Origin of the sequence: Kitasatospora sp. NPDC059408, from assembly GCF_042751525.1 — a bacterium.
In the GTDB taxonomy this organism is placed as follows: Bacteria; Actinomycetota; Actinomycetes; order Streptomycetales; family Streptomycetaceae; genus Kitasatospora.
The window spans coordinates 12,399-33,602 of sequence record NZ_JBHYWI010000021.1 but is presented as its reverse complement, the minus strand read 5'-3'; the positions used below and the strand labels follow the sequence as shown (position 1 = coordinate 33,602).

Below are 21,204 nucleotides of genomic sequence, written 5' to 3'. Positions count from 1 at the left end.
CTGCCACGCGGACGTGCGGCGTATCTAGCCGCCCGTCGCGCGTCGTGCGGCTAGATGTTCGATCCGCCGCCGGAGGTGTTGTTCCACCAGGCGCTGTAGGCGTTCAGCGAGTACCGCTTCTGCGCGCCGCTGGTCGAGGTGATCTCGATGCCGAACTGCATCGTGTCGAAGTCGGTGTTGCGCAGGAGGTTCTGCGACGCGGCCCATCGCCAGACCGCCGAGGCGTCGATGGTGCCGGTGTTGGTCTGCTGGGCGGGGATGAGCTGCAGGACGTTCCAGCCGGGATCGGCCTGCCAGACCGACGCGTACTGGATGCCGCCGATGGTCACGTTGGACGCGATCTGCCGTCCCCAGCCGCCTGCCGTCCCGGACCAGCTGGTGAAGACCATGATCTCGTCCTGGTTGCCGGTCGACCAGAAGTCGCTCGTCCAGTTCCACCAGTCACTGCCGGAGACGGGGGCCGACGACGTGTTGAACCAGAACCCCGCCGAGTTCAACTGCGACAGCGGCGTCCGGGGTCGGACCGAGGTGTTCGGGTAGGACTTGATCCCGCCGCCGGAGTGGCCGGCGTCGACGTACCAGGACTTGATGCTGTTGACGGTCTGGCACTGCCAACCGGCGTTCTGGCCCCAGATGTTGTTGTAGATCGTCCAGCTTCCCTGGGTGTACTGACCCCCCTTGTCGCAGGTGGAGTACACCTGGGCCTGAGCCGGAGACGCGAAGCTCAGGAACCCGGCGATCACGGCGACGACAAGGACCAGCCGACCGGACCCGGCCGACTTGCTGCTGACGGATTTACGTGTGTGCCATCTCATGTGTCCCTCCAAGGACGGCGATGGGTTGTTCCGGACTTCCCGGTCTGGTGGCGGGGTCCGGCGCGGCGAGGTGTCGCTCGCCGGCGGGTCCGGGCTCGGGACGGGCGCGGCTCAGCCCCGTCCGAGGTGGCGCGCTCAAGAACTGCGGGAACGGTGCTCGGTCCCCTTGCTCGCAAGCACCGGGCTCGACAGGCGCAAGTGCGAAGCGTCGAAGCGCTTGCGTCTGTGGACAGTAATAATGACGGGGACTCAGTACAGCAAGGCTCTGTGCAGGAGGACACACTTCTTTTACCTGCCGAGTGTCGAATCACCCTCGAAGGACTGTCGAATCGCTTTCGACAGCATCGCCGCACCCGTCAATTGGCGTTCACGGAACCGCTGCTGGCCCTGGCGGATGCGGCGGAAGGTGCCGGGGCAGGTGCCGACGTGACGGGTGAAGAGATTCCCGAGGTTGGTGGGGGCGGGAAAGCTCGGACGGCGGGGATGCAGGACAGTTGGGCCGCAGCGACGTTGCCGGTACTGCCCGTCGAAAGCATTGACACGCTATTTGTGAGCGGAGCACTTCCGGGCCGCGAACGCGATCTCCGGCTACCTCACCGACGACACCTGCGAGCTCTGCAACTCCTACAACATGCTCAAGCTGACCCGGGAGCTGTGGCAGCTGAGCCCGGACCGGGCCTCGTACAGCACGTCTGGACGTCGTTCGATGACCCGTTCCCGGTGTGGGACGAATACGAGCTCCAGCAGGACCACGACCACTCCCACACCTAGGACAAAGCGCCGGAGCCGCTGCACCGCCCTGATCGGCGACTCCGAGGGGTGTGCGGATTTGTACGGGAGACGTGCCTTCAGGGGGGTTCGATGGCAGCATGGGTCGTCGCAGTAACCAGCCGTCAACTCCACAGGGGGAAAAGATGATTGGGTTGCGCACCGCTGCTGTCCGCCTCGCCGCCGTGACTGCCGTCGCAGCAGGCAGCCTGGGCCTGAGCACTGGGGTGGCGTCGGCCGACGCCACCTTCACCGCCAACGTCCCCGGCTGTGCCGGGGGCATGATCGATCAGTACTACAACGGGCACGACTGGGTGCAGGGCTACGTGATCTCCACCATGGGCAACTACTGCACGGTGAACCTGCAGCAGTCGAACGGCAACTGGTCCAGCGCCTACAGCAACGTCCGGGGCGATGAGCACTACACCTACCAACTCCAGGACTCCGGAATCACCTCGTGCGTCATCGTGTGCAACACCGACCTCGGCCGGTGCGCCACCAGCGCTTCGTACTGACGGGCAGCCGTCGTTCGGGCCACCGTTGCCGGCGATGCCGGACGGTGGCAGCATCGGCAGGAAGGGCTGCCGGCGGCGGGCGATCGCTGCCCGATAACTCGACGTGTTCGAGGGATGGTTGTGCCGCTTGGCCGGCAGCCCTTCGCCAGGTTGACTTGATCTCGGGTGCCGAGGAGGCGCCTGCTGCGGCCGGTGGATCTCGGTGAGGTGGAGAAGCCACGCGAACACCTCGGCCCGTTCGTGGCCGAGGTGTTCGCGTCCCTGGCACGCAGACCAGCGCCGGAAGTGCCCGTGGAGTGTCCGGTCCTCGAAGGGCCCCGCGGGATGTCGCATGTCGCATTCATCGGCGGTCGTGTCGATCAGAGCTCGTCGGTCAGGTCGCGGGCCACGTCCGGTGCGATCCTGGCGATCTCCTCCAGCAGGACGATCGCCTTGCCGCTCAGCAGCGCCCGACCCACCATCCGTCGAGCCAGTCCGATCCGGTCGAGGGCGGCTGCCCGACGGGCCAGCGCGGCCAGCATCGCCGGGCGTTGCGGTGCATGGGCCTTCTCCACGACGGCCATGGCCCGTTCGGTCCGGTCGGCTGCCAGGTAGGCACAGGCCAGGCCGGTCAGGGCTGCGTACGCGTGGATCGGGTCGATCCGGTCGTCGAGGAGTTCCTCCGCGTCGGCCAAGTCGCCCGCGGCCGTCAACGCCTCGGCGAGGGCGCACAGGTCCCCGTCGCGGTCGAACAGTACCGAGGAGAAGGTGTCCTCGGGATCGAACTCCGCACGGACCAGGGCGTCGGCAATGAGTTGCTCGCTCCAGACATCGGCTGCTCTCGTGACGTATGCGGCGGCCGCCGCGAGATCACCTCGGCTCGCGGCGCCCTTGGCTGCCGCTGCCAGGCACCGGACGGGGCCGTGCAGGACGAGCCATTCCGATTCGAACCACGGCCGCAGGACGTGCTCGGCCCCGGCAGCCGCCAACGGCTCCGCCAGGAGCTGGAGGAGGGTCGTGAAGTCGGACACGTCGCCCTTCTCGACCGCACGAAGCATGCCGGCGACGGCGTCGAAGTCGCGGGCCGCGATCGCCGCCCGTGCAAGCTGTGCCCGAACGGCGAACGGAGGCGGCGTCGAGAGTTCGTCGGCCGTGTGGAAGGCGGCAGTGTGCCACCGGCTCGCGTGCTTCGGCGACCGGACGGCCATGGCGGCGAATGTGCGGGCCCGTACCTCCAGTGGACCGATCGTGCGGGCGATCCGTTCGGCTTCCTCCGGGTTCCCCGTCTCCGCCCAGGACTCCGCCACCTCGGCAAGCAGGAGGGAGGCCTGATCCGGATCGACGGTTCCTGCGGCGACGGCCTCGGCCCGGTGACGTTCCCCCACGGCGATCAGGGTTCGGACCCGGCACGCTGTGACGTCCGCGAGAGGGTTTCCAGGCCGGCAGAGCTTGTGCACCTCGTTCAGCAGGTCCTTACCCCGCTCCGGATCGGTGGCGCCCACGGCTACGGCGAGGCCGGTCAGTGCCCGGGCGCGCGTCTCGGTCCACGTGAGACGTGCTCGGATCGTGTTTTCGGCGTCGCCGAGCCGCCCCGCCGCGAGGAGGGAGACGGCGATCCGCTCCCAGTCCGGTGATCTCGCTCCGGCGACGAGGTGTTCGATGTCGCCTGCCGTCGGCCCGGCCCGCACGACCGCGTGGGCGACGGCGTCGAGGGCCCGCCAGGTGGAGAACTCGTACCGGATCGCCGACGCGGCGTCCCAGGCCGCGGCGAACTGGCCGGTGAACAACGACCACCGCACGATGCCCCACAACGCACGACGCCGGTACCGGCGCGCGTCCCCGTCGTCCTCCGCGGAGTCCTCGGCCCGGTGCGTGCGCCGGAGCACCTCTTCTGCGGGTTCGGTGCGCAGGAGTACCGGCAGGAAGCGGTCGATGTCCTCCGCGTGCGTGACACGAGCGGTCCAGCGCCGTCCCAGCGCCACGGCCCGTTCTCGTTCACCGGCTTGAGCCAGGGCGTCGAGGACGTCGACCAGCGCGTCGACCAGTTCGTACCGGGTGATCCAGGTGATCAGGTCCTCCGCCGAGCGGGCGAGGTCGAGGGCTTCGGCGGCCCGGCCCTGATCCGCCGCTGCCAGGCTCAGTGCGGCGAGCGCCCCCAGCCGACGCCGCGGATCGGTGATGCGCAGGGCGGCGGACCGACCGCCGGGCAGCGGGTGGCGCCGGGGCAGCAGCCCGCTGTCGACAACTGCCTGACGGACCGGGTCCTGCGACGTCCGCAGACGCGGTGGCGGCAGGCGGAAGCCCTCCTCGAGTTCACGTTGTGCCTCGGCACGGCGCCAGCCGTCCTCGAAGCTGGCGGCCAGAGCCTCGCCCCGTGCCCGCTCGGCGAGCGCCGCCCACGCCGCCGGCAGTGACAGGGGCAACTCGGCGGTTTGCCCGTCGAGGAAGTCGCGTCGTTGGGCCAGGCGGAACAGCACTGCGAGGTCGGGTTCGGCCGCCGACTCCGGGTCGCACGTCGACGTGTGCATCTCCAGGGCGGCGGTCACCTCCGCGCGGCTGGCCGCGTCGCCGCCAAGGGTGCCCAGCAGGAGCCGTTGGCGGGCCGGGTCGGCCGCCAACCGGGTGAGCCGGTCACGGTCCTGATCGGAAATCAGCAGTTCGGAATAGCCGAAGCGGAGGTAGGTCGGCGTCTCCTCCGGCCACGGCGGGGTGCTGCGGGCCAGCAGGCTCGCCCAGGTGTGGATCGAGTCGCGGTACGGGCCGAGTGCCAGGCCGAAGCTCGTGAGGGCACTGCGGCGCAGCAGTTCGTGGCGGAAGAAGTGGGTCGTCCTGCCGTCCAGGTCGGACGAGGTCAGGACCCTGCCGGCCAGACCGCGGAGCGCGGTGCGGAGGACGGCGTTCGCCTTCCCCGTCAGGTATTCGAGGTCGTGCGTGGTCAGGCCCCCGCCCGCCGCGGTGAGGTACCCGAGCACTTCACGGCTCCGGCGAATCTGCTCGGGCGCGTCCTCGTCGATCGGCACGATCTGTTCGATCTCGGCCTGGGCCCGGGCTTGCAAGTCCCGCACGTGCGGCGATGCTTGCAGCTCGGTGGACCCGGCCCGCCAGAAGGCGTGTCCGCGATCGGCGATGTCGGGGGGCAGCTCCACGGTGCTCCGCACGGCGCAGATCACCGCCGTTCCTTCATCGGCGAGGTCGGTCAGCAGGCTCGCGATGCTCCGCTGCCTCGGCCAGCCGACGACGGGGCCGAGGTCCTCGTCGAGACCGTCCACGACCAGGACCAGTCGGCGGCCGTGCCCGGTGACGAGTGCGTTCGCCTCGCTGAGGATGCGGGGGAGTACCAAGGGGTCTGCGTGTTCGCCGACCGGCGGGCTTCCCGGGCGCCCGAGCAGTGCCCAGAGCTGTTCGAGCGTCCAGCGGGAGAACGCCCGGATGTCGTGATGCCCCGGCATCCGCGAGTTGACGAAGAACCCGACGATCTCGGTCCCGGGTGGTGGATGCATCACGAGCGTCGCGAGCAGGGCCGTCTTGCCGGACCACAAGTCGCCGCGCCACTGCATGAACCGGCCGTCCCCGACGCAGAAGCGGTGCAGCAGGGCGAGCTCGTCCTCCCGGCCGATCAGCTCGGCGGGTGCGAGCCCGCGCACCATTCCGTACAGGTAGGACGACCCGGAACGCCACCAGCCCGGCTCCGGGGCGTCACGGTCACGTGGCGGTGTGGCGCGCGTTCCCGGGGTGACGGGGCGGGACGCCCTGGCCGCTTCCCACCGTGTCCGCCACAGGTTCCTCCTGTCGTCCCACCACCTGTTCGGTCTGTCGCCGTTCGCTTCGTCGGGGGTGCCGGGTCGAGCTTCATCGGCCCATTTCAGCAGCTGCCTGACCAGGGCCCACAGGGTTTCGAAGTCCTTGGCCGGAGTGCCGTTTGCGAACCACTCGTGGACGGTGGTGGGCAGGAGGTCCCCAGGGAGCTCGGCTGCGGCTAAGCGGATGGCCTCCTTGCGGTCCCGGCCCCGGAGCGCGTAGTCCGCCAACTCGCGCAGCGCCTTGCCCAGGATCTCCCGTCCGTCGCCGAGGTCCGCCTTCCTCTTGCTCACCGCACGCCTTCCCGGATCCATCGGATCCGTCGGATCCATCCGACGGCTGGCTCGACACCCCTGTGACCTGGGCTTTCAAAGATGCTGTCCATCGGATCCGACAAAGCTTCAGTACTGCGGGACGGTCGGCTGTGATGTCCTTCGTGCGGCCCGCCCGATGGTCGCAGGAAGAGAGGGAACGCCGTGAACATCGCTGCCTGGGCCCCCCTGGTGCCCATCTCCGTCGCGTTCATGGCTGCTTCCGCAGCCGTTCTGATCGTCATCGTCGCGGTGAAGGGCACCGCCTCGAAGGACCGCGCCACCGTGCTGAAGGCTGTCGCGGAGGTGATTCGTGCCGTGCGCGGCAGCCGCAGGTGATGGCTCGTCGGCTTCGCCACCGCGTAACGAGCAGCGTTCGACCGGCTCATCCGTCCCTGCCAATGGTTGGCCCCACAGACGCGCATACTGCCGGAAATCTCGGGTCAACAGCGCCGAAAAGCAATAACGATCACTGGCATCTGCGACTCGTGACACGTTCGCCGACGGCACCCGAGCGTCGGCGCCTCCTCCGAGGCCGGCGGGGTGGGCCGCGCAGAAGGGCTGTCGGCAGGGTCCGCTCCGACTGGGCGGTATGCGGTTGGCTGATGTCACGGATGCCGGCGCCGGGCGCCCGGACCACTCCGCCGCCGGTGGAGGTCGCCAACGGGTCATCCGGGTCGACGTGTGCCCGACGGTGGAACTCCGCCGTCGGGCACACGTGTCGGACGGTCAGCTGCCCGGTTGCTCGGTGCCGGTCGCGGAGGAGCTGCCCGGGCCCTGCCAGCCGGTGGCCGAGGGCCAGAGGACGGAGACGTCGAGGACCCGCTCCACGAGGTCGGGGATCCACGGCTCGTCGGGCGGCGACGTGAGGACGACGTGCAGTCGCTCGGGGGTCTCGTCGGTCACCTGCCCGATCTCCCGGACCCGGACGGCGCCGGCCCGCACGGCGTGGTACGAGGTGTGGCCGGCGGGAAGGACCTCGCAGACGATCGGACCCCGCTCTCCGGGCCGGACGACGTCGACGATCGACGAGTCCCGCGGCTTGTGGCCCGCCGCGAAGAGGTCGGCCATGAGCCGGTGGCGCACCGCCTCGTGCTGGAGGCACGTCCGGTCGGCCTGGGCCGCGGCCGCGAGCTCGGCCGTCAGGACGTCGGCCGGCGCGGCCACGGCGGACACCTCTGCGGCCACCTTGCCGGACTCCTCAGCAGACTTCTCGCCTGCGAGCTTCGCCAGGGCCGCGACCGCCCGGTCCCGCCAGCCGCTGCTCCGCAGGACCTCGCCGAGCCGCGCCAACTCGGCTGTGTCCGCCGACCGCACGGCTTCCGGAAGGCCGCGCGAGAGGTCCCGCAGCACCGTCAGGTCGGCGGAGGACGGCGATCCCAGGAGTCGCCAGACGGAGAGCCAGTCGGCCTGGTCGCGGCGGAGGCAGCCGCCGACCAGAGCGTCGAGCCCGAGGAGGCCGGTCTGGGGGAGTTCGACCGGGACGTCGTCCTCACCGACGGTGGTGAGGACCGCCAGCGCGCTCCTGTACCGCTCGGTCGCGCGCCCGGAGATCTCGTGGCGCCCGAAGTCGTTCGCCGACACGACGTACACGCCGGAGCGGCGTTGCACGACCCAGACGTCCAGCTCCTGCCCGGCCCCGGGCGCCCGCTCGGTGGGCCTCAGCTTCAGGACGTACCGCCGCTTCCGGTCCTCCGGCACGGGGGTGACCCTCCAGTGGAGCTGGTCACCGTGGGCGAGGGCGCGTACCCGCAGTTCGGTACCGGGTGTGAGTTCGTCCGCCGCGTCCAGGCCGGTGGCCGCCAGGATCTCCGCGTCCAACGGGGTGGGCCTGCGGACGAAGAGCACCGAACCGCCGTCCGGCGAGAGGTTCCAGGTGCGCGACGCACCGAGGACGAGGTGATTGCCCCGCGGCTGGGTCTCGACGTGGCCGCCGGACAGGTCCGCTGCCAGCGCGCTGCGGAGCCGGCCCAGGAAGGCGTCCGACTGATCCGACCGGTCCGAGGCGAGGTCGGCGTACGCGGCCCGGGCCTCGGCGCTCACCTGGATCTGCTCGACCGTCAGGGCGCGCACCGCGGCCGCGTCCTGGAGCGCCGGGCCACGGTCGGCGACGGCGGGCCAGGAGACCCGGTACCGGGACGGGACCCCGGCCAGGTACTGCGCGGGGCTCCGCTCGCCGTGCACGCTCCGGTAGCCGGTCAGGGCCGTCCCGTCGTGGCTCAGGACGAACCGGTAGCCATGGAGGTCGACGAGGCGGTAGCCGTCCGTCTGCTGGGCCTGGCGCCCGTCGGTCAGGAACGTGGCGATCACGTCACGGATCTCGGCCTCGGCCTCCTGGTCACTGCCGCCGTGCGCGGTCACGAAGGCGCGGACGGCGGCCCTGGTCACCCGGAGCCTGCCGAGGAAGGCCTCCGACGCCTCCAGCCCGGTCCCGAGGTCGGCGTCGGCAGGCACCCTGGGCAGGTTGCGAGGTGTCGGGCGCTCCGGCACCGAGCTCGTCCGGAAGCCGCCGCACGAGCTGTCACGGCACCAGCCGTCGGCGTTCTGCGCGGGCAGCTCGCAGCGCTCGCCGTCCAGGTGGAAGCGTGAGCAGACGCGATCCTGCGCCGAGCCGGACGGCGGCTCCGGTGCGGGATCGTCCGGTGCGGGGCCGTCCGGTTCGGGATCGTCCGGTCCGGCGGAGGGCGACGGGCCGACGGCGGGCAGCATGACCGCAGGCAAGGGCGAGGTGTGCAGCACCGTCAGCGTCTGTGTGCTCCGGGTCAGGGCCACGTACAGCTGCCGCGGGCCCTCGGCCCCGCGGGCGGTGATGGTCGCGGGCTCCAGGACGAGGACGTGGTCGAACTCCATGCCCTTCGCCTCGCCGGCGGTCAGGACGGTCACCGCCTCCCGGACCTCGTCGGTCATCGCCTCCGTGGAGTCGACCAGGAGCCGGACCTGCTGGAGCCAGTCCGAGTCGTCGGGGACGACCAGGGCGATCGAGCGCTGGGTGTGACCGTCCGATCCGGCCAGCCGTGCCGCGTGCCCGACCGCCTCGGCGAGGAGCTGCCAAGGCGTCGTCTCGACGATCCGCACCGGCTCGCCGTCCGCCTCCTTCACCGCGGCCGGGAAGGGAACGGACGGGGCCACCGCTCGGGCGAGCGGGGCGACGAACTCCATGATCTGGGCAGGCACCCGGTAGCTGGTGGTGAGCTCTTCTAGGTGCCAGCCGCCCTCACCCGCCAGGACCCGGCCGATCCGCTCCCAACTCGGGTAGTCGTGCGGTCCGGTGGCCTGCGCGAGGTCGCCGAGGACCGTCATCGACCCCTTCGGATTGCGGCGGCGCAGCGACCTGGCCTGCATGGGAGTCAGGTCCTGGGCCTCGTCCACGACGATGTGCGGGTAACGCTGCGGCGTCTCACCCGAGATGAGGGTCCGTAGCTCTTCGAGGCACACCAGGTCGTCCAGGGTCCACGGCTCGTCCTCGGCACGTTCGGCGGCCGGGCGCGACAGCAGTGCCTGCTCCGCCGCGTCGAACACCTCGGCGGCGTACTCGGCGAGTCTGCCGGGCGAGTTCAGCAGGCTCCGCAGGGCCTCCTCCGGGCTGAGGGGAGGCCACGCGCGTTCGACGAGCGCGGCCACCTGGCGATGGCGCTCGATGCTCTGCCGAACGGTCCGGTCACGAGCACGCTGGGGGAAACCCTGCCGCAGTGCGGCCAGCAGGAGGTCGACGAGCACGTCGCGGAAGCGGTCCCGACGGGCCCGGTAGTGGCCCGGTCCGGTGCGGGCGGCCTCGAAGACGCGGCGGACCTCGGAGGCCGGAACCCTCAGGGGTGCGCTGCCCAGGACGATGGTGAACATCGGCTCGCCGTGCTCGTCCGCGGCGGGGGTGACGGCGGCGTCGACGGCGGCCGGCCGGCAGTTGCCCTCGACCCGGCGCCGCAGCACTTCGGCCATGCGCTCGTCCGACTTGATGCGGCGCACGGACGGGGTGTCCTCGGCTCGCACGCTCCCCGTCCAGAGGAAGGAGAGCTCGACGGCGGTGACGTTGCGCGTGCCCAGGGTGGGCAGGACCCGGCCGACGTACTCCAGGAACCTCCGGTGCGGGCCGACCACCAGGATGTCCTGCGCCTGGAAGCGCTTGTTGTCGACGAGCCAGGTGACCCGGTGGAGGCCGACGGCCGACTTCCCGGTGCCCGGACCGCCCTGGACGACCAGGACACCCGTGGACGGGCCGGCCACCAGCGCCATCTGGTCGGGCTGGATGGTTTCGACGATGTCGCGCATGCGGCTGCGGCGTGCGCGGTCGAGGTCCCGGAGGAGCAGATCGTCCACCACCGGTTGCCGTCCCCCGGAGACGGGGCCGAAGACGTCTCCGGGGGACGGCACATCCGTGCCCGGGCCGACGGAGGCCGGGACCGGCGGAGCAATCTCGTCGCGGTAGTCCCGGACCGTCCGCTGGTCGCAGTCCAGGCGCCGCCGCAACCGGACCTCTCCGGGAGCGTCCGGCGTGGCCAGGCGCCACGCGGTGGCGAGCGCGTTGGTCCAGGAGATGACGACGGTGTCGCGGGTCTCGGCGTCGTGCACCGTCCGCCGCCCGACGTAGAAGACCTCCGGCTCGCCCGACTCGTCCGACCGGGTGTCCACCCGCATCGTGACGAGGTTCTCGCCCTCCAGACGGAACACCTCCGCCCTGGCCGAGGACTCCGCCCGGGCCGCGATGCCGTCCTTCCCGCTGGCTGCCGCCCGGGCCGTCGCGTCGCCGGACAGTTCGGCGAGCTTGGCTTCGTAACAGGCGTACGCGCGGTCGACCGCCCGCTGTTCGGTGGCGATGACGGCCGACCTCGATGACGTGCTCATGTGCTTCCCCTCCCGCGGGCGTCGCACTGCGCGGCCGCCCGCCTGCAGCCGCCACTTGCCTACCAGAGCGTGCACGCACGTCGGGTGCGGAATGCCACATTCGTTGTGGAAGCGTAGGGTTCCGGAGCCTGCGCGCCGCGGGGGCTCCGGAACCTCGAAGTCCCCGCTCGCGGGGGTTGCCTTGGACGGGACGTCGGCGTGCTCTGCAGGACGGTCACCGCCGACCACCTGTGCTTCGCGCCGTACGCGGCGTGGGCACCGAGAAGTGCGTTGTTACCGCAGCGGTGAGGCAGGTGTGGGGGTCACACGGGTGACGACGGACTTCTCGGGGATCAGCAGGCCGTAGACCACGGGGCCGATCTCGTTCTTCCAGCGGTCGTGGCCGTAGACCGCCGCGTGGAGGGCCTCGCTCTGCGCGTCGTCCTCGAAGCGGCGGATCCAGACGTAGCCGTCCTCGTCCCGGTCGTCGACGAAGGAGGCGATCACGTCCATGCCCAGTCCGGCCTGGAACGGGATGACCACGTCCTCCATGTAACGGACCCACTCGTCGCGTCGTCCGGGCTGGGCCTGGTAGCGGCGGATCTCGTAATGCACGGCGTTCCTCCGAGGTAGCTGTTGGAAGGGAGAGTCGGTGACGGTCGGTCGGTGAACGTGGGCTGCGCCGGCCTGCGCGAGGCCCAAGTGCGCTCCGTGGAGGGCTGTTGACGGGCCCTCCTCCGACGTCGACGACGCTATCCCCGTGGGGGTGGTTACCATCAAGGTCTAGTACTTCCCGTTGGGAAGTGACCTGATGAGGAAGAGTGAGCATGGCGACCACCTGCCCCAGCGGCCAGCACGTGCACCACGACGTCTACGCCGCCCAGTGCCCCTGCCGCGCCCTGCTCGACCTGCTCGCCAACAAGTGGTCGGCGCTCGCCATTGGTGCCCTCGAAGACGGCCCCCAGCGCTTCGGCGAACTCCAGCGGAAGCTCCAGGGCGTCAGCCCGAAGGTCCTCACCCAGACACTGCGCCGCCTGGAGGACTTCGGCATCCTCGACCGGACCGTCTACCCCGCCGTCCCGCTGCACGTCGAGTACTCCCTCACCCCGCTCGGCCGCAGCGCCGCGATCCCGCTCAACGCGCTGCGCTCCTGGGTCGAGGACAACATCGACCACGCCTACCGCGCCGAGCCGGTCACGTCGTAGGCCCGTGTCGGGTCGAGCGTCTCGTGCAGGACGCCGACCAGCTCGACGGCGCCGACGACGAAGGCGACGGCGATGGACAGTCCGGTGATGGTGAGGTTGTAGTAGACCTTGCGCACCGGGTGCGAGAAGGCCCAGTGGTCCGATCAGTTGGTTCCCGCGCCCCGCTCCCGTAGTGGTACGGCCCGACCGGACGCAGGACTGGCAGCTCAGGGGCGGTTCGCCGGTCCGGCGAAGAATCATGCAGGTGTTCGGAACTTCTCGGGGTTCCGGTCCGACTCATGGGCCGGGTGTCGTCGCCGACGGCGCCCGGCACAGGAGGAGGACGGAGCATGCGGTCCATGAGGCGCTGGTCGGATCGGCCGGGATCCGCCGGCAAAGGGTGTACGGCGTGAGCGCGACGACGGGCCAGGCGGCGGCGCCGTCGGCCGGCACGGACCGCTGGAGCCTGGTCGCGGTCGCCGGGATGCTGTCGTTCGTGGCGATGCTCGACATGAACATCGTCAACATCGCGCTCGCGGACATCGGCAAGGGCTTCCACATATCCGCGCCGACCGCCCAGTGGGCCGTCCTGGGGTACCAACTCCCCTTGGTGGCACTGCTCCTGCCGGCCGGACGCTGGCTGGACGCGGTCGGCACCCGCCCCGCGCTGCTCACCGCCGTCACCGGGTTCGCCCTGGGGAGCGCCGCTGCCGCCGCGGCGCCCTGGGCCGGGGCGCTGATCGCGGCCCGGGTCGTCCAAGGATCCTTCGGCGCGGTGCTGTTCGTGCTGATGCCGGTGCTGGCGATGCGGTCGGTGCGGCCCGAACTGCGCGGCCGGGCGATGAGCGTGCCGGCGACGCTGGGGCCGCTCGGCGCGGTCACGGGCCCGGCCCTGGGCGGGATGCTGCTCGACCACCTGGGCTGGCGGGCGATCTTCCTCGTCAAGCTGCCCGTCTGCCTGGGGGCCTGGCTCCTCGCCCGCCGCCACCTGCCCCGGAGCGGCGCCCTGGTCAAGCCCGGCCGGTCGGAGCTCACCGACGCGGCGCTCATCGGCGGCGCCGTGTGCGTGGTTCTCCTCGGGCTCACCTTCACGGCGGACGCCCCGGCCTGGCTGCTGCTCGCGGCCCCGGCCGCACCGCTGACCGCGCTGTGGCTGCGGCGCGCGGGCGGACAGCCCGTCAGATCCGTACTGCGGGCGAACCGGACGGCGGGCCTGAACACCGCGGTGCTGGCCATCGCCCTGGCCTTCGCCGTCATGCACTACCTGCTCGCCCTGCACCTGCAACGGGACGAGGCCGCCAGCGCCACCGCCACCGGCCTGACCATCCTGTGCTTCCCGCTCGCCATGGGGATCGGCGGGCCCTTCGGCGGACGGCTGGCGGACCGCTTCGGCGCCCGGCCGACCGCGACCGGCGGGGCCACGCTCACCGCGCTCGGCTTCCTGCTCCTCGTCCCGCTGGGCGACACCTGGAGCCTGCCGGACATCGCCTGGCGCCTCGCCCTCGCCGGAGCCGGCATGGGCCTGTACGGTGGCCCGACCCAGGCGATGGTCATGACCTCGGCCACCCCGGCGACGACGGCCACCGCCGCCTCCACCGTCCAGCTCGCCCGCAGCCTCGGCTTCACCCTCGGCCCGGCCCTCGCAACCGCCACGTGGAGCCTCGGCGGCTCCGGGACGGGCGGCCTGCACCTCGGCCTCGGTCTCGCCGCGGCCTGCGCGTGCCTCGCCGTCCCGCTGCTGGCACGGCACGGCCGCGCGACCGCCGCGCGAGCGGTCTGAGCCCTCGTCACCTCCCCGTCACGTTTCCACCCCTGGAGCACACGCATGTGCGGAATCACCGGCTGGGCGTCCTTCCACCAGGACCTCCGGCGCAGCACCCCCGTCATCGAGGCGATGACCGCGACCATGGCCCTGCGCGGGCCAGACGCCGGGGGCGTCTGGACCGGCGCCCACGCCGCGCTCGGTCACCGTCGGCTCGCCGTGATCGACATCGAGGGCGGCGCCCAGCCCATGGCCGACCGCCCCGAGCAGCCGCAGGTGGTGCTCACCTACAGCGGCGAGGTCTACAACCACCACGAGCTGCGCGAGCGGCTCAGAAGCAGCGGCCACCGGTTCGAGACGCGCAGCGACACCGAAGTGGTGCTCCGCGCCTACCTGGAGTGGGGCGACGCCCTGGTCGACCACCTGGCGGGCATGTACGCCTTCGCCATCTGGGACGAGCGGCGCGAGCGCCTGCTGCTCGTCCGCGACCGGCTCGGCGTCAAGCCGCTCTTCTGGGCGGCGGTCGACGGCGGCCTGGCCTTCGGCTCCGAGCCCAAGGCCCTGTTCGCCCACCCCGAGCTCACCCCCACCGTGGACGCCGACGGCCTGCGCGAGGCCTACAGCCTGCTGTTCAACACCGGCCCCACCGTCTGGGCCGGCGTTCGCGAGGTCCACCCGGGCGGGCTGCTCGTCCTCGACCGCGACGGCATCCGCGAGCGCCGCTACTGGGACCTGGCCGCACACCCGCACACCGACGACCCGGAGACCACCAAGGAGCGGGTCCGCGAGCTCGTCGACCGCGCCGCCAGGTCGCAGCTGGAGGCCGACGTGCCGCTGTGCAGCCTGCTCTCCGGCGGCCTGGACTCCACCGTCGTCACCGCCCTCGTCGCCGACGAACTCCGGCTCAGGGAAGGCCCGCAGGCCAGGCTCCGCTCCTACGCCGTCGACTACAGCGACCAGGCCGAGCAGTTCACCGGCGACGTCCTGCGCACCGGGCACGACACGCCCTTCGCCACCGAGGCCGGCGCCTTCATCGGCACCGACCACTCCACCGTGATCCTCGACCCGCGCACCCTGCTCGACCCCGACCACCGCCGGGCCGTCGTCGTCGCCCGCGACTCGCCGATCGGCGTCGGCGACATGGACACCTCGCTCTACCTGCTGTTCGGCGAGATCCGCCGGCACTCCACGGTCGCCCTGTCCGGCGAGGCCGCCGACGAGGTCTTCGGCGGCTACCCCTGGTTCCACAACCCCGAGGCGCTCGCCGCGCAGGCTTTCCCCTGGCTGCTCGTCACCGGCGACGCCGCCGCCATGCCGCTCAACCCCGAGCTCGCTGCCCGGCTGCGCATCCCCGAGTTCCGCGCCGACACCTACCGCAGCGCGCTCGCCGCAGTCCCGCACCTCGACGACGAGACGCCCGCGGAGCACCGGCAGCGCGAACTCCAGCACCTCTCGCTGACCCGCTGGCTGCGCCAGCTGCTGCACCGCAAGGACCGCCTCTCGATGGCCCAGGGCCTGGAGGTCCGGGTGCCCTACTGCGACCACCGGCTCGTCGAGTACGCCTTCAACGCCCCCTGGGCGATGAAGAACCACGACGGCCGCGAGAAGAGCCTGCTGCGCGACGTCGGCCGGGGCATCGCCCCCGACTCGGTCCTCTGGCGTCCGAAGAACCACTACCCGGCCACCCACCACGCCGAGTACAACCGCGGCCTCCAGCACCTGGCCCGCGAGGCGTTGGATGCGCCGCACGTACGGGACATCGCCGACGAGACGGTCGTCAAGACCGCCCTCGACACCCCCGCCGAGGGGCTCCAGTGGGGCCACCGGCTCCGGCTGGAACGCGTCGTCGACCTCGCCCTGTGGCTCGACCACCACCGCCCCGCCCTGGCCCTGTGACCCCGCCTCCGCACAACCCCCGAAGGAACCCGGCATGACCACCCCCGACCGCCCCGAGGGCCGCTGCCCCGTCACCGGCGCCGCCGCCGGCGAACCGATCCCGCTGCACGGCTCCGCCTACAAGACCGACCCCTACGACCTCTACCGCCGGATGCGCGACGCCGGGCCCGTCCACCGGGTCCGCTTCCCCTCCGGCATCGCCGCCTGGCTGGTCACCGGCTACGACGCCGCCCACCAGGCGCTCAACGACCCCCGCCTCGGCAAGAACCACGACCTCGGCAACGACAACTGGCGCGCCCTCGCCTCGATCAGGAGCCCGTCACCAACCAGATCACCACCATGCTGATCACCCTGCTGCGCCACCCCGACCAGCTGGACCGGCTGCGTGACGACCCCGCCCTGATGCCCCGGGCGATCGAGGAACTCCTGCGCCACGACAGTGCGTTCGAGCTCACCACCTGGCGCTTCTTCGCCGAGGACAGCGACCTGCACGGCACCCGCGTCCCGGCCGGCGACTCCGTCATCGTCTCGCTGTGCGCGGCCAACCGGGACGGGGCGCAGTTCCCGGACGCCGACGTGCTCGACCTGGAACGCACCCCGAACGCACACCTGGCCTTCGGCCACGGCATCCACTTCTGCCCCGGGGCCGCCCTCGCCCGCGCCGAACTCCAGGTGGCCATCGGCACGTTGCTCGCCCGCCTGCCCGGCCTGCGGCCCGCCGGTTCCCTCGACGACCTCACCTGGATCCCGGCCGTGCTCGCCCGTGGGGTCAACCACCTCCCGGTCGCCTACGACAAGCGCACCTGACCTGACCCATCCCGCCTGACCCATCCCGCCCGACCAGGGCGGCCCGGCACCGCCTCCTGCCGAGACAAGCGGCGCCGGGCCGTCATCCCGCCATGCCCTCATGGAGGAGCCGCAATGCCCACCGAGTCCATCACGAGCACGTCCAGACCCGTTCGGCAGGCCTGCGCCGCCGTCCTGGAACTGCTGCTGCCACATCGACGCGCCACCGACACCGCGACCCCGGCCGCCGTCGACGACTTCCCCGAACAGTTGCGGCAGTTGGCCGAGTTCGTCGAGGCGGGGGAGCGGATCGTCTTCACCCTGCCGGGTTTCCCCTGCAAGTCGCCCAGCCCCGCGAAGGTCCTCGGCCACCTCCCCGACGAGGGCGAACGCCTCTCGCTCACCTTCCTCGACGACCTCTGCCGGGCGGTCGGCGAGGTGTACGAGCCGGGCGCCCGGATGGAGATCTGCTCCGACGGGCACATCTTCGGCGACCTGATCCGGGTGCCGGACCCGCACATCGACGCCTACTCCGACGAACTCGCCGCCCTGATCCGCCGCGAGGGCCTGACCCGGCTGTCCGTCGTCGACCTGCGCGACGTGCTCGGCGACCTGCCGCACGACGAGAAGCGCGCCCGGGTGCACGCCGCGTACGCGCCCACCGTCGAGGAACTGCGCGCCGAAGTGCGGCGCGACGAGCACACCCTCGCGCTCTACCGGGGCATCACCCGCTTCCTCACCGAGGACACAGTGGACTTCACCGGCACCAGGTCCGCCCTCCAGCGCGAGTGCCGGCAGCGCGCCTACGGCGTCATCCAGCGCAGCCGCGCGTGGGGGGACCTCATCGCCGAGCACCACCCCCGCACCGTCCGCCTGTCCATCCACCCCCAGCCGCGCGGCGCCGCCAAGTTCGGCATCCGCCTGCTCGACGCCCCCGACGCCTGGACGACCCCCTGGCACTCCACCGTCCTGCACCGCGCCGACGGCACCTGGCAGTTGATGCGCCGCGCCGACGCCGAGCAGCACGGCACCCTGGTGCTGCGCGACGGCAGGCCGAGCCACTTCGAGGAGTCCCGCCCGCTTTCCGACTGAGACACGACCGCCCCCTCGCCCCGATGGGGAGCGAGGGGGCGGTTCGGCGATCCTGCGCGCGGACGAGCGCGGCGGAGGGCGTGGCCGTCTTCCTCCTGTGACCGGCGCACCGGCACCCGGTTCCCCACATCGTGCAGTAGAGATCTCGTCGTCCGGGTAGAAGTCCGGCATGGCCGGGTGGGGGACAGGCCCGCCCATGCGGGAGATGACTGACGGTCGCCCCGGCTACGAGGTCCTCCCCACCGATGGGAGACGAGGTGATCTCATGGCGTCAGCGGGCCCGGGCGACTTCGCCGTGCCGGAACTGACGGTCCCGTTCCCCCTGAGAGTGCATCCGCACGCCGATCAGGCACAGGCTTCGACCCTTGCGTGGGCCAGGCGGATGGGACTGCTCTCCTCGGAGGCGGCGTCGGCGCGGTTCGACCGGCTTCGGTCGGGGCGGCTCGCGGCCTACGTCTACGCCCGGGTCGGTGTGGAAGAGCTCCTGCTCGGTGCCGACTGGAAGACCTGGATGTTCATGATCGACGACCAGGGAGACGAAGGCCCTCTCGGTCGTTTCCCGAGTCGGTGGCGTGAGGCGATGCGTCCCTTCGACGACGTCCTCGGCGGAAACGTCGCCGAGCCCGGGCGTCTGCCGCCTGTCGCGCGTGCCCTGGCGGACCTGTTGGAGCGGACCTGCGTCGGCATGTCGGCGGCGTGGACGGAGCGCCTGTACAAGCACACCCGTGACTTCCTCGACTCCTACCAGGGGGAGGCCGAGCGCCGGGCCCGGCACGAGGTCCCGACCATCTTCGAGTACCTGGTCCACCGCCGTGACTCCGGGGCGATGCACATCGTCTACGACCTCGCCGAAGCCCTCGTCCACCACGAGGTGCCACCCGACCTCTACCACTCGCGCGAGTTCCAGGACCTGGAGCTGGCGGCGTGCGACATCATCTGCTGGCAGAACGATCTGCGTTCGCTGCCCAAGGAGCTCGCCCGCCGCGACGTGCACAACGTGGTGCTGGTGATCCAGGCCGGCGTGGGCTGCAGCCTGCCCGAGGCCGCCGCCCGGGCGCGGGACATGACCGACGCGCGCACGGCCTGGTACGTCCAGGGGCGCCGCCAGATGGAACACATCCTGGAAGCCTCCCGCCTCCCCGTCGATCATCAGGACCGCATCCGCCGCGTCCTGGGCGTCTACGAGGACTGGATGAGCGGTCACCATCAGTGGGGGAAGGAGAGTGGACGCTATACCGACATCGTCCACACCGACCCCGGCGTGACGCCGAACTACGTGGAACCGCTCCTGAACCCCGGTCATCCACAGCACTGACCACGGTGCCTGCGGGTGGTGGGCCCGGTGCGGGCCGGGCTCGCACGGAGGACACGAGGGCCTCGATCATGAAGCTGCTGGGCTGTGGTTCGTGAGGGGTCGGGGCGGTCGGCCGGCGGTCAGCAGCAGGGCCGAAGCGCAGGCGGTGGCGCCGACGGCGGCCACCGCGCCCCACCCGCCGTACCGCCATGCCAGGGTGCCGGCGAAGGAGCCGACGGCGATGCCGAGGAACCGGAGGGTGAAGTAGCACGCGTTCAGCCGGCTGCGCATGGCGGGCCGCAGTGCGAACAGGATCCGCTGGCAGCCCACTTGGTTGCTCCACGTCCCGATGTCGAGCAGCGTCAAGCCGGCGATCAGCCGGCCGAGGTTCGTCCCGCCGGGCAGGAGGACGGCCCAACCGGCCAGGACCGTCCCGATCACGACCGTCTGGGCGCGACGCGGGCCCAGACGGTCGGCCAGACGCCCGGCGAGGGGGGACACCAGGGCGCTCGCGGCGGCCACCAGACCGAACAGGCCCACCGCGGCGGACCCGTAGCGGTAGCGCTCCTCCAGGAGGAAGGTCAGCGGAGTCCAGAACGCGCCGAAGGAGATCCCGACCAGCGCGCCTGAGAGCGTGACCCGGCGGATGAGCGGGTCGGCGGCGAACACCTTCGGAACGGACGACAGCGCGCTCCGGTAGGCCACGGGTCCGGCGGGCGGCAGAGCGGGCAGGGCCCGCCGGAGGGCGAGTGACAGCAGCGCGGTCGCCCCGCACGAACACCAGAAGACCGCGCGCCATCCGGCTGCCGAGGCGAGGACGCCCGAATAGGCGCGGGAGGCCAGCACTCCGACGAGCAGTCCGCCCTGGACGACTCCCAGCGTCCGGCCGATCCGGTCCCCGCCGGCCAGCGCGACGGCCACCGGCGCCACGAGTTGGGGGACCGGGGACAGCACGCCGAGGACCAGGCCGCAGGCCACCAGCCAGAAGGCCGTAGGTGCGACGGCACAGGCGGCGAGAACGAGCGAGGAGGCCGCGCACAGACCGAGTATCAGCCGGCGCCGGTCGACACCGTCACCGGCCGGGACGATCAGCGCGATCCCCGCGGCGAACCCCGCCTGTGTGACGGTGGGCAGTGCGCCGAGCGCCCCGGCGGAGACGTGCAGCGATCCGGCCGCGTCCCCCAGCAGGGGCTGGCAGAGGTAGACGTTCGCGCCCGTCACCGCGCTGGTGGTGGCCAGCAAGGCGGTCAGCCGCCGCTGAGCGGGACGCTTGCCACGGTGCTGTCGATTGTCGGATTCGATCACGTGAGGACACGCTAGGGAGGGCAGGACATGGCAAGCTGTCGCCGATGTGCCGTCTACTGTCGAGAGTGTGCCAATGCACGGCAAGAGCGAGGACCGCGACGACTACCAGCTCGTCCCCAGGCCCGTGGCGGCCATGGCCCGCGACCTCCCGGACGGGCACCACATCCCCCCGCACAGCCACCGCCGGGCACAGCTGATCTACGGCACCAGCGGGGCCGTCACCGTCACCACCGACCAAGGGATCTGGGTGGTTCCCGCGACGCGTGCGGTCTGGGTCCCGGCCGGCGTGACCCACGCGATGACCTGCACGGGTGCCGTGCGCATGCGGACCCTCTACGTCGAGCCGTCGGCGGCGCCGAGCCTGCTCACCGGCCCGCTGGTCGTCTCGGTGTCCCCCCTCCTGCGCGAGCTCGTCGAAGAGGCGACCCGGCTGCCGATCGACTACGAGCTCGACGGGCGCGAAGGCAAGCTGATGGACCTGCTGCTGCTCGAACTCGAACCGGAACCCGTCCCGGCCCTGCACCTCCCCGCCCCGGCCGACCCCGCCCTCGTCCGCCTGTGCTCCGCGATCCGGGAGAGCCCGGGCGCCCGCTGGACGGCCGAATCGGCGGCGGCCTGCGCCCACCTCAGCACGCGGAGCCTGCATCGCCGGTTCTCCGCCGCGACGGGAATGACCCTCGCCCACTGGGTCCGTCAGGCGAAGCTCGTCCACGCCCTGACCCTGCTGGCGCGGGATGCTCCGGTCACGAGCGTTTCCGCCGAGCTCGGCTACGCGACACCGAGTGCGTTCACCGCGATGTTCCGCCGCGCCGTCGGCCGGGCTCCGAGTGCGTTCTACCGTGGCGCGGGCGAATCGGGTGTTCGCGAGTGAGGCGGCGAGG

The 21,204-nt window shown here is 71.6% G+C and carries 13 protein-coding genes and 3 pseudogenes; 10 read left to right on the top strand and 6 right to left on the bottom strand.

What is annotated here, in order from left to right:
• Window positions 1-50 precede the first annotated feature (50 nt).
• Entirely contained in the window at window positions 51-815 is a 765-nt protein-coding gene (locus ACFXDE_RS16330; RefSeq protein ID WP_380494698.1) for a hypothetical protein, read from the bottom strand.
• A 553-nt stretch (window positions 816-1,368) separates the two neighbouring features.
• Between ACFXDE_RS16330 and ACFXDE_RS16325 the strand changes: the two are divergent.
• Both ACFXDE_RS16325 and ACFXDE_RS16320 read left to right on the top strand, forming a co-directional pair.
• A pseudogene (locus tag ACFXDE_RS16325) lies at window positions 1,369-1,497 on the top strand (beta-L-arabinofuranosidase domain-containing protein); the annotation flags it as partial.
• Between the two features lie 241 nt (window positions 1,498-1,738).
• Window positions 1,739-2,098, top strand: a complete 360-nt coding sequence (locus ACFXDE_RS16320) for a hypothetical protein (RefSeq protein ID WP_380494696.1) — start codon at window positions 1,739-1,741, stop codon at window positions 2,096-2,098.
• Between the two features lie 359 nt (window positions 2,099-2,457).
• Here ACFXDE_RS16320 and ACFXDE_RS16315 read toward each other — a convergent pair whose 3' ends face one another.
• Window positions 2,458-6,168, bottom strand: a complete 3,711-nt coding sequence (locus tag ACFXDE_RS16315; RefSeq protein WP_380494694.1) for a hypothetical protein — start codon at window positions 6,166-6,168, stop codon at window positions 2,458-2,460.
• A 183-nt stretch (window positions 6,169-6,351) separates the two neighbouring features.
• Here ACFXDE_RS16315 and ACFXDE_RS16310 point away from each other — a divergent pair, with 183 nt between their 5' ends.
• On the top strand, window positions 6,352-6,525 hold the full coding sequence (locus ACFXDE_RS16310) for a hypothetical protein (RefSeq protein ID WP_380494692.1): 174 nt from the start codon (window positions 6,352-6,354) through the stop codon (window positions 6,523-6,525).
• A gap of 390 nt (window positions 6,526-6,915) precedes the next feature.
• On the opposite strand, the gene ACFXDE_RS16305 is transcribed toward ACFXDE_RS16310, so the two are convergent.
• Together ACFXDE_RS16305 and ACFXDE_RS16300 are read right to left on the bottom strand one after the other, a co-directional pair.
• Entirely contained in the window at window positions 6,916-11,025 is a 4,110-nt protein-coding gene (locus tag ACFXDE_RS16305) for an AAA family ATPase (RefSeq protein ID WP_380494690.1), read from the bottom strand.
• A gap of 273 nt (window positions 11,026-11,298) precedes the next feature.
• A complete protein-coding gene (locus ACFXDE_RS16300) occupies window positions 11,299-11,619 on the bottom strand; it encodes an NIPSNAP family protein (RefSeq protein ID WP_380494688.1) in 321 nt (106 codons plus the stop codon).
• A 212-nt stretch (window positions 11,620-11,831) separates the two neighbouring features.
• Between ACFXDE_RS16300 and ACFXDE_RS16295 the strand changes: the two genes are divergently transcribed.
• Complete coding sequence (locus ACFXDE_RS16295) at window positions 11,832-12,209, top strand: winged helix-turn-helix transcriptional regulator (RefSeq protein WP_380440782.1); 378 nt, start codon at window positions 11,832-11,834, stop codon at window positions 12,207-12,209.
• A gap of 14 nt (window positions 12,210-12,223) precedes the next feature.
• On the opposite strand, the pseudogene ACFXDE_RS16290 reads toward ACFXDE_RS16295, so the two are convergent.
• Window positions 12,224-12,343, bottom strand: a pseudogene (locus tag ACFXDE_RS16290) (MHYT domain-containing protein); the annotation flags it as partial.
• 254 nt (window positions 12,344-12,597) lie between these two features.
• On the opposite strand from ACFXDE_RS16290, the gene ACFXDE_RS16285 reads away from it, so the two are divergent.
• The 5 genes and pseudogenes from ACFXDE_RS16285 (at window position 12,598) to ACFXDE_RS16265 (ending at window position 19,039) form a co-directional block, all read left to right on the top strand.
• A complete protein-coding gene (locus tag ACFXDE_RS16285; protein WP_380494685.1) occupies window positions 12,598-13,968 on the top strand; it encodes an MFS transporter in 1,371 nt (456 codons plus the stop codon).
• A gap of 45 nt (window positions 13,969-14,013) precedes the next feature.
• On the top strand, window positions 14,014-15,846 hold the full coding sequence (gene asnB / locus ACFXDE_RS16280; RefSeq protein ID WP_380494683.1) for an asparagine synthase (glutamine-hydrolyzing): 1,833 nt from the start codon (window positions 14,014-14,016) through the stop codon (window positions 15,844-15,846).
• Window positions 15,847-15,880: 34 nt separating this feature from the next.
• A pseudogene (locus tag ACFXDE_RS16275) lies at window positions 15,881-16,653 on the top strand (cytochrome P450).
• 114 nt (window positions 16,654-16,767) lie between these two features.
• The gene (locus ACFXDE_RS16270) at window positions 16,768-17,724 is read left to right on the top strand and encodes an L-tyrosine/L-tryptophan isonitrile synthase family protein (RefSeq protein ID WP_380494681.1); all 957 of its coding nucleotides are present in this window, start codon (window positions 16,768-16,770) and stop codon (window positions 17,722-17,724) included.
• A 382-nt stretch (window positions 17,725-18,106) separates the two neighbouring features.
• A complete protein-coding gene (locus ACFXDE_RS16265) occupies window positions 18,107-19,039 on the top strand; it encodes a hypothetical protein (protein ID WP_380494679.1) in 933 nt (310 codons plus the stop codon).
• A gap of 66 nt (window positions 19,040-19,105) precedes the next feature.
• Here the strand turns inward: ACFXDE_RS16265 and ACFXDE_RS16260 are convergent, their stop codons facing one another.
• A complete protein-coding gene (locus ACFXDE_RS16260; RefSeq protein WP_380494677.1) occupies window positions 19,106-20,323 on the bottom strand; it encodes an MFS transporter in 1,218 nt (405 codons plus the stop codon).
• 73 nt (window positions 20,324-20,396) lie between these two features.
• Here ACFXDE_RS16260 and ACFXDE_RS16255 point away from each other — a divergent pair, with 73 nt between their 5' ends.
• On the top strand, window positions 20,397-21,194 hold the full coding sequence (locus tag ACFXDE_RS16255) for an AraC family transcriptional regulator (RefSeq protein WP_380494675.1): 798 nt from the start codon (window positions 20,397-20,399) through the stop codon (window positions 21,192-21,194).
• Window positions 21,195-21,204: the final 10 nt, after the last annotated feature.

What these genes read in the sequence shown, in the direction of transcription:
- ACFXDE_RS16330 (WP_380494698.1), bottom strand. Translation starts at nt 815, where the DNA reads ATGAGATGGCACACACGTAAATCCGTCAGCAGCAAGTCGGCCGGGTCC.
- ACFXDE_RS16305 (WP_380494690.1), bottom strand. Translation starts at nt 11,025, where the DNA reads ATGAGCACGTCATCGAGGTCGGCCGTCATCGCCACCGAACAGCGGGCG.
- ACFXDE_RS16295 (WP_380440782.1), top strand. Translation starts at nt 11,832, where the DNA reads ATGGCGACCACCTGCCCCAGCGGCCAGCACGTGCACCACGACGTCTAC.
- asnB (WP_380494683.1), top strand. Translation starts at nt 14,014, where the DNA reads ATGTGCGGAATCACCGGCTGGGCGTCCTTCCACCAGGACCTCCGGCGC.
- ACFXDE_RS16270 (WP_380494681.1), top strand. Translation starts at nt 16,768, where the DNA reads ATGCCCACCGAGTCCATCACGAGCACGTCCAGACCCGTTCGGCAGGCC.
- ACFXDE_RS16265 (WP_380494679.1), top strand. Translation starts at nt 18,107, where the DNA reads ATGGGACTGCTCTCCTCGGAGGCGGCGTCGGCGCGGTTCGACCGGCTT.
- ACFXDE_RS16255 (WP_380494675.1), top strand. Translation starts at nt 20,397, where the DNA reads ATGCACGGCAAGAGCGAGGACCGCGACGACTACCAGCTCGTCCCCAGG.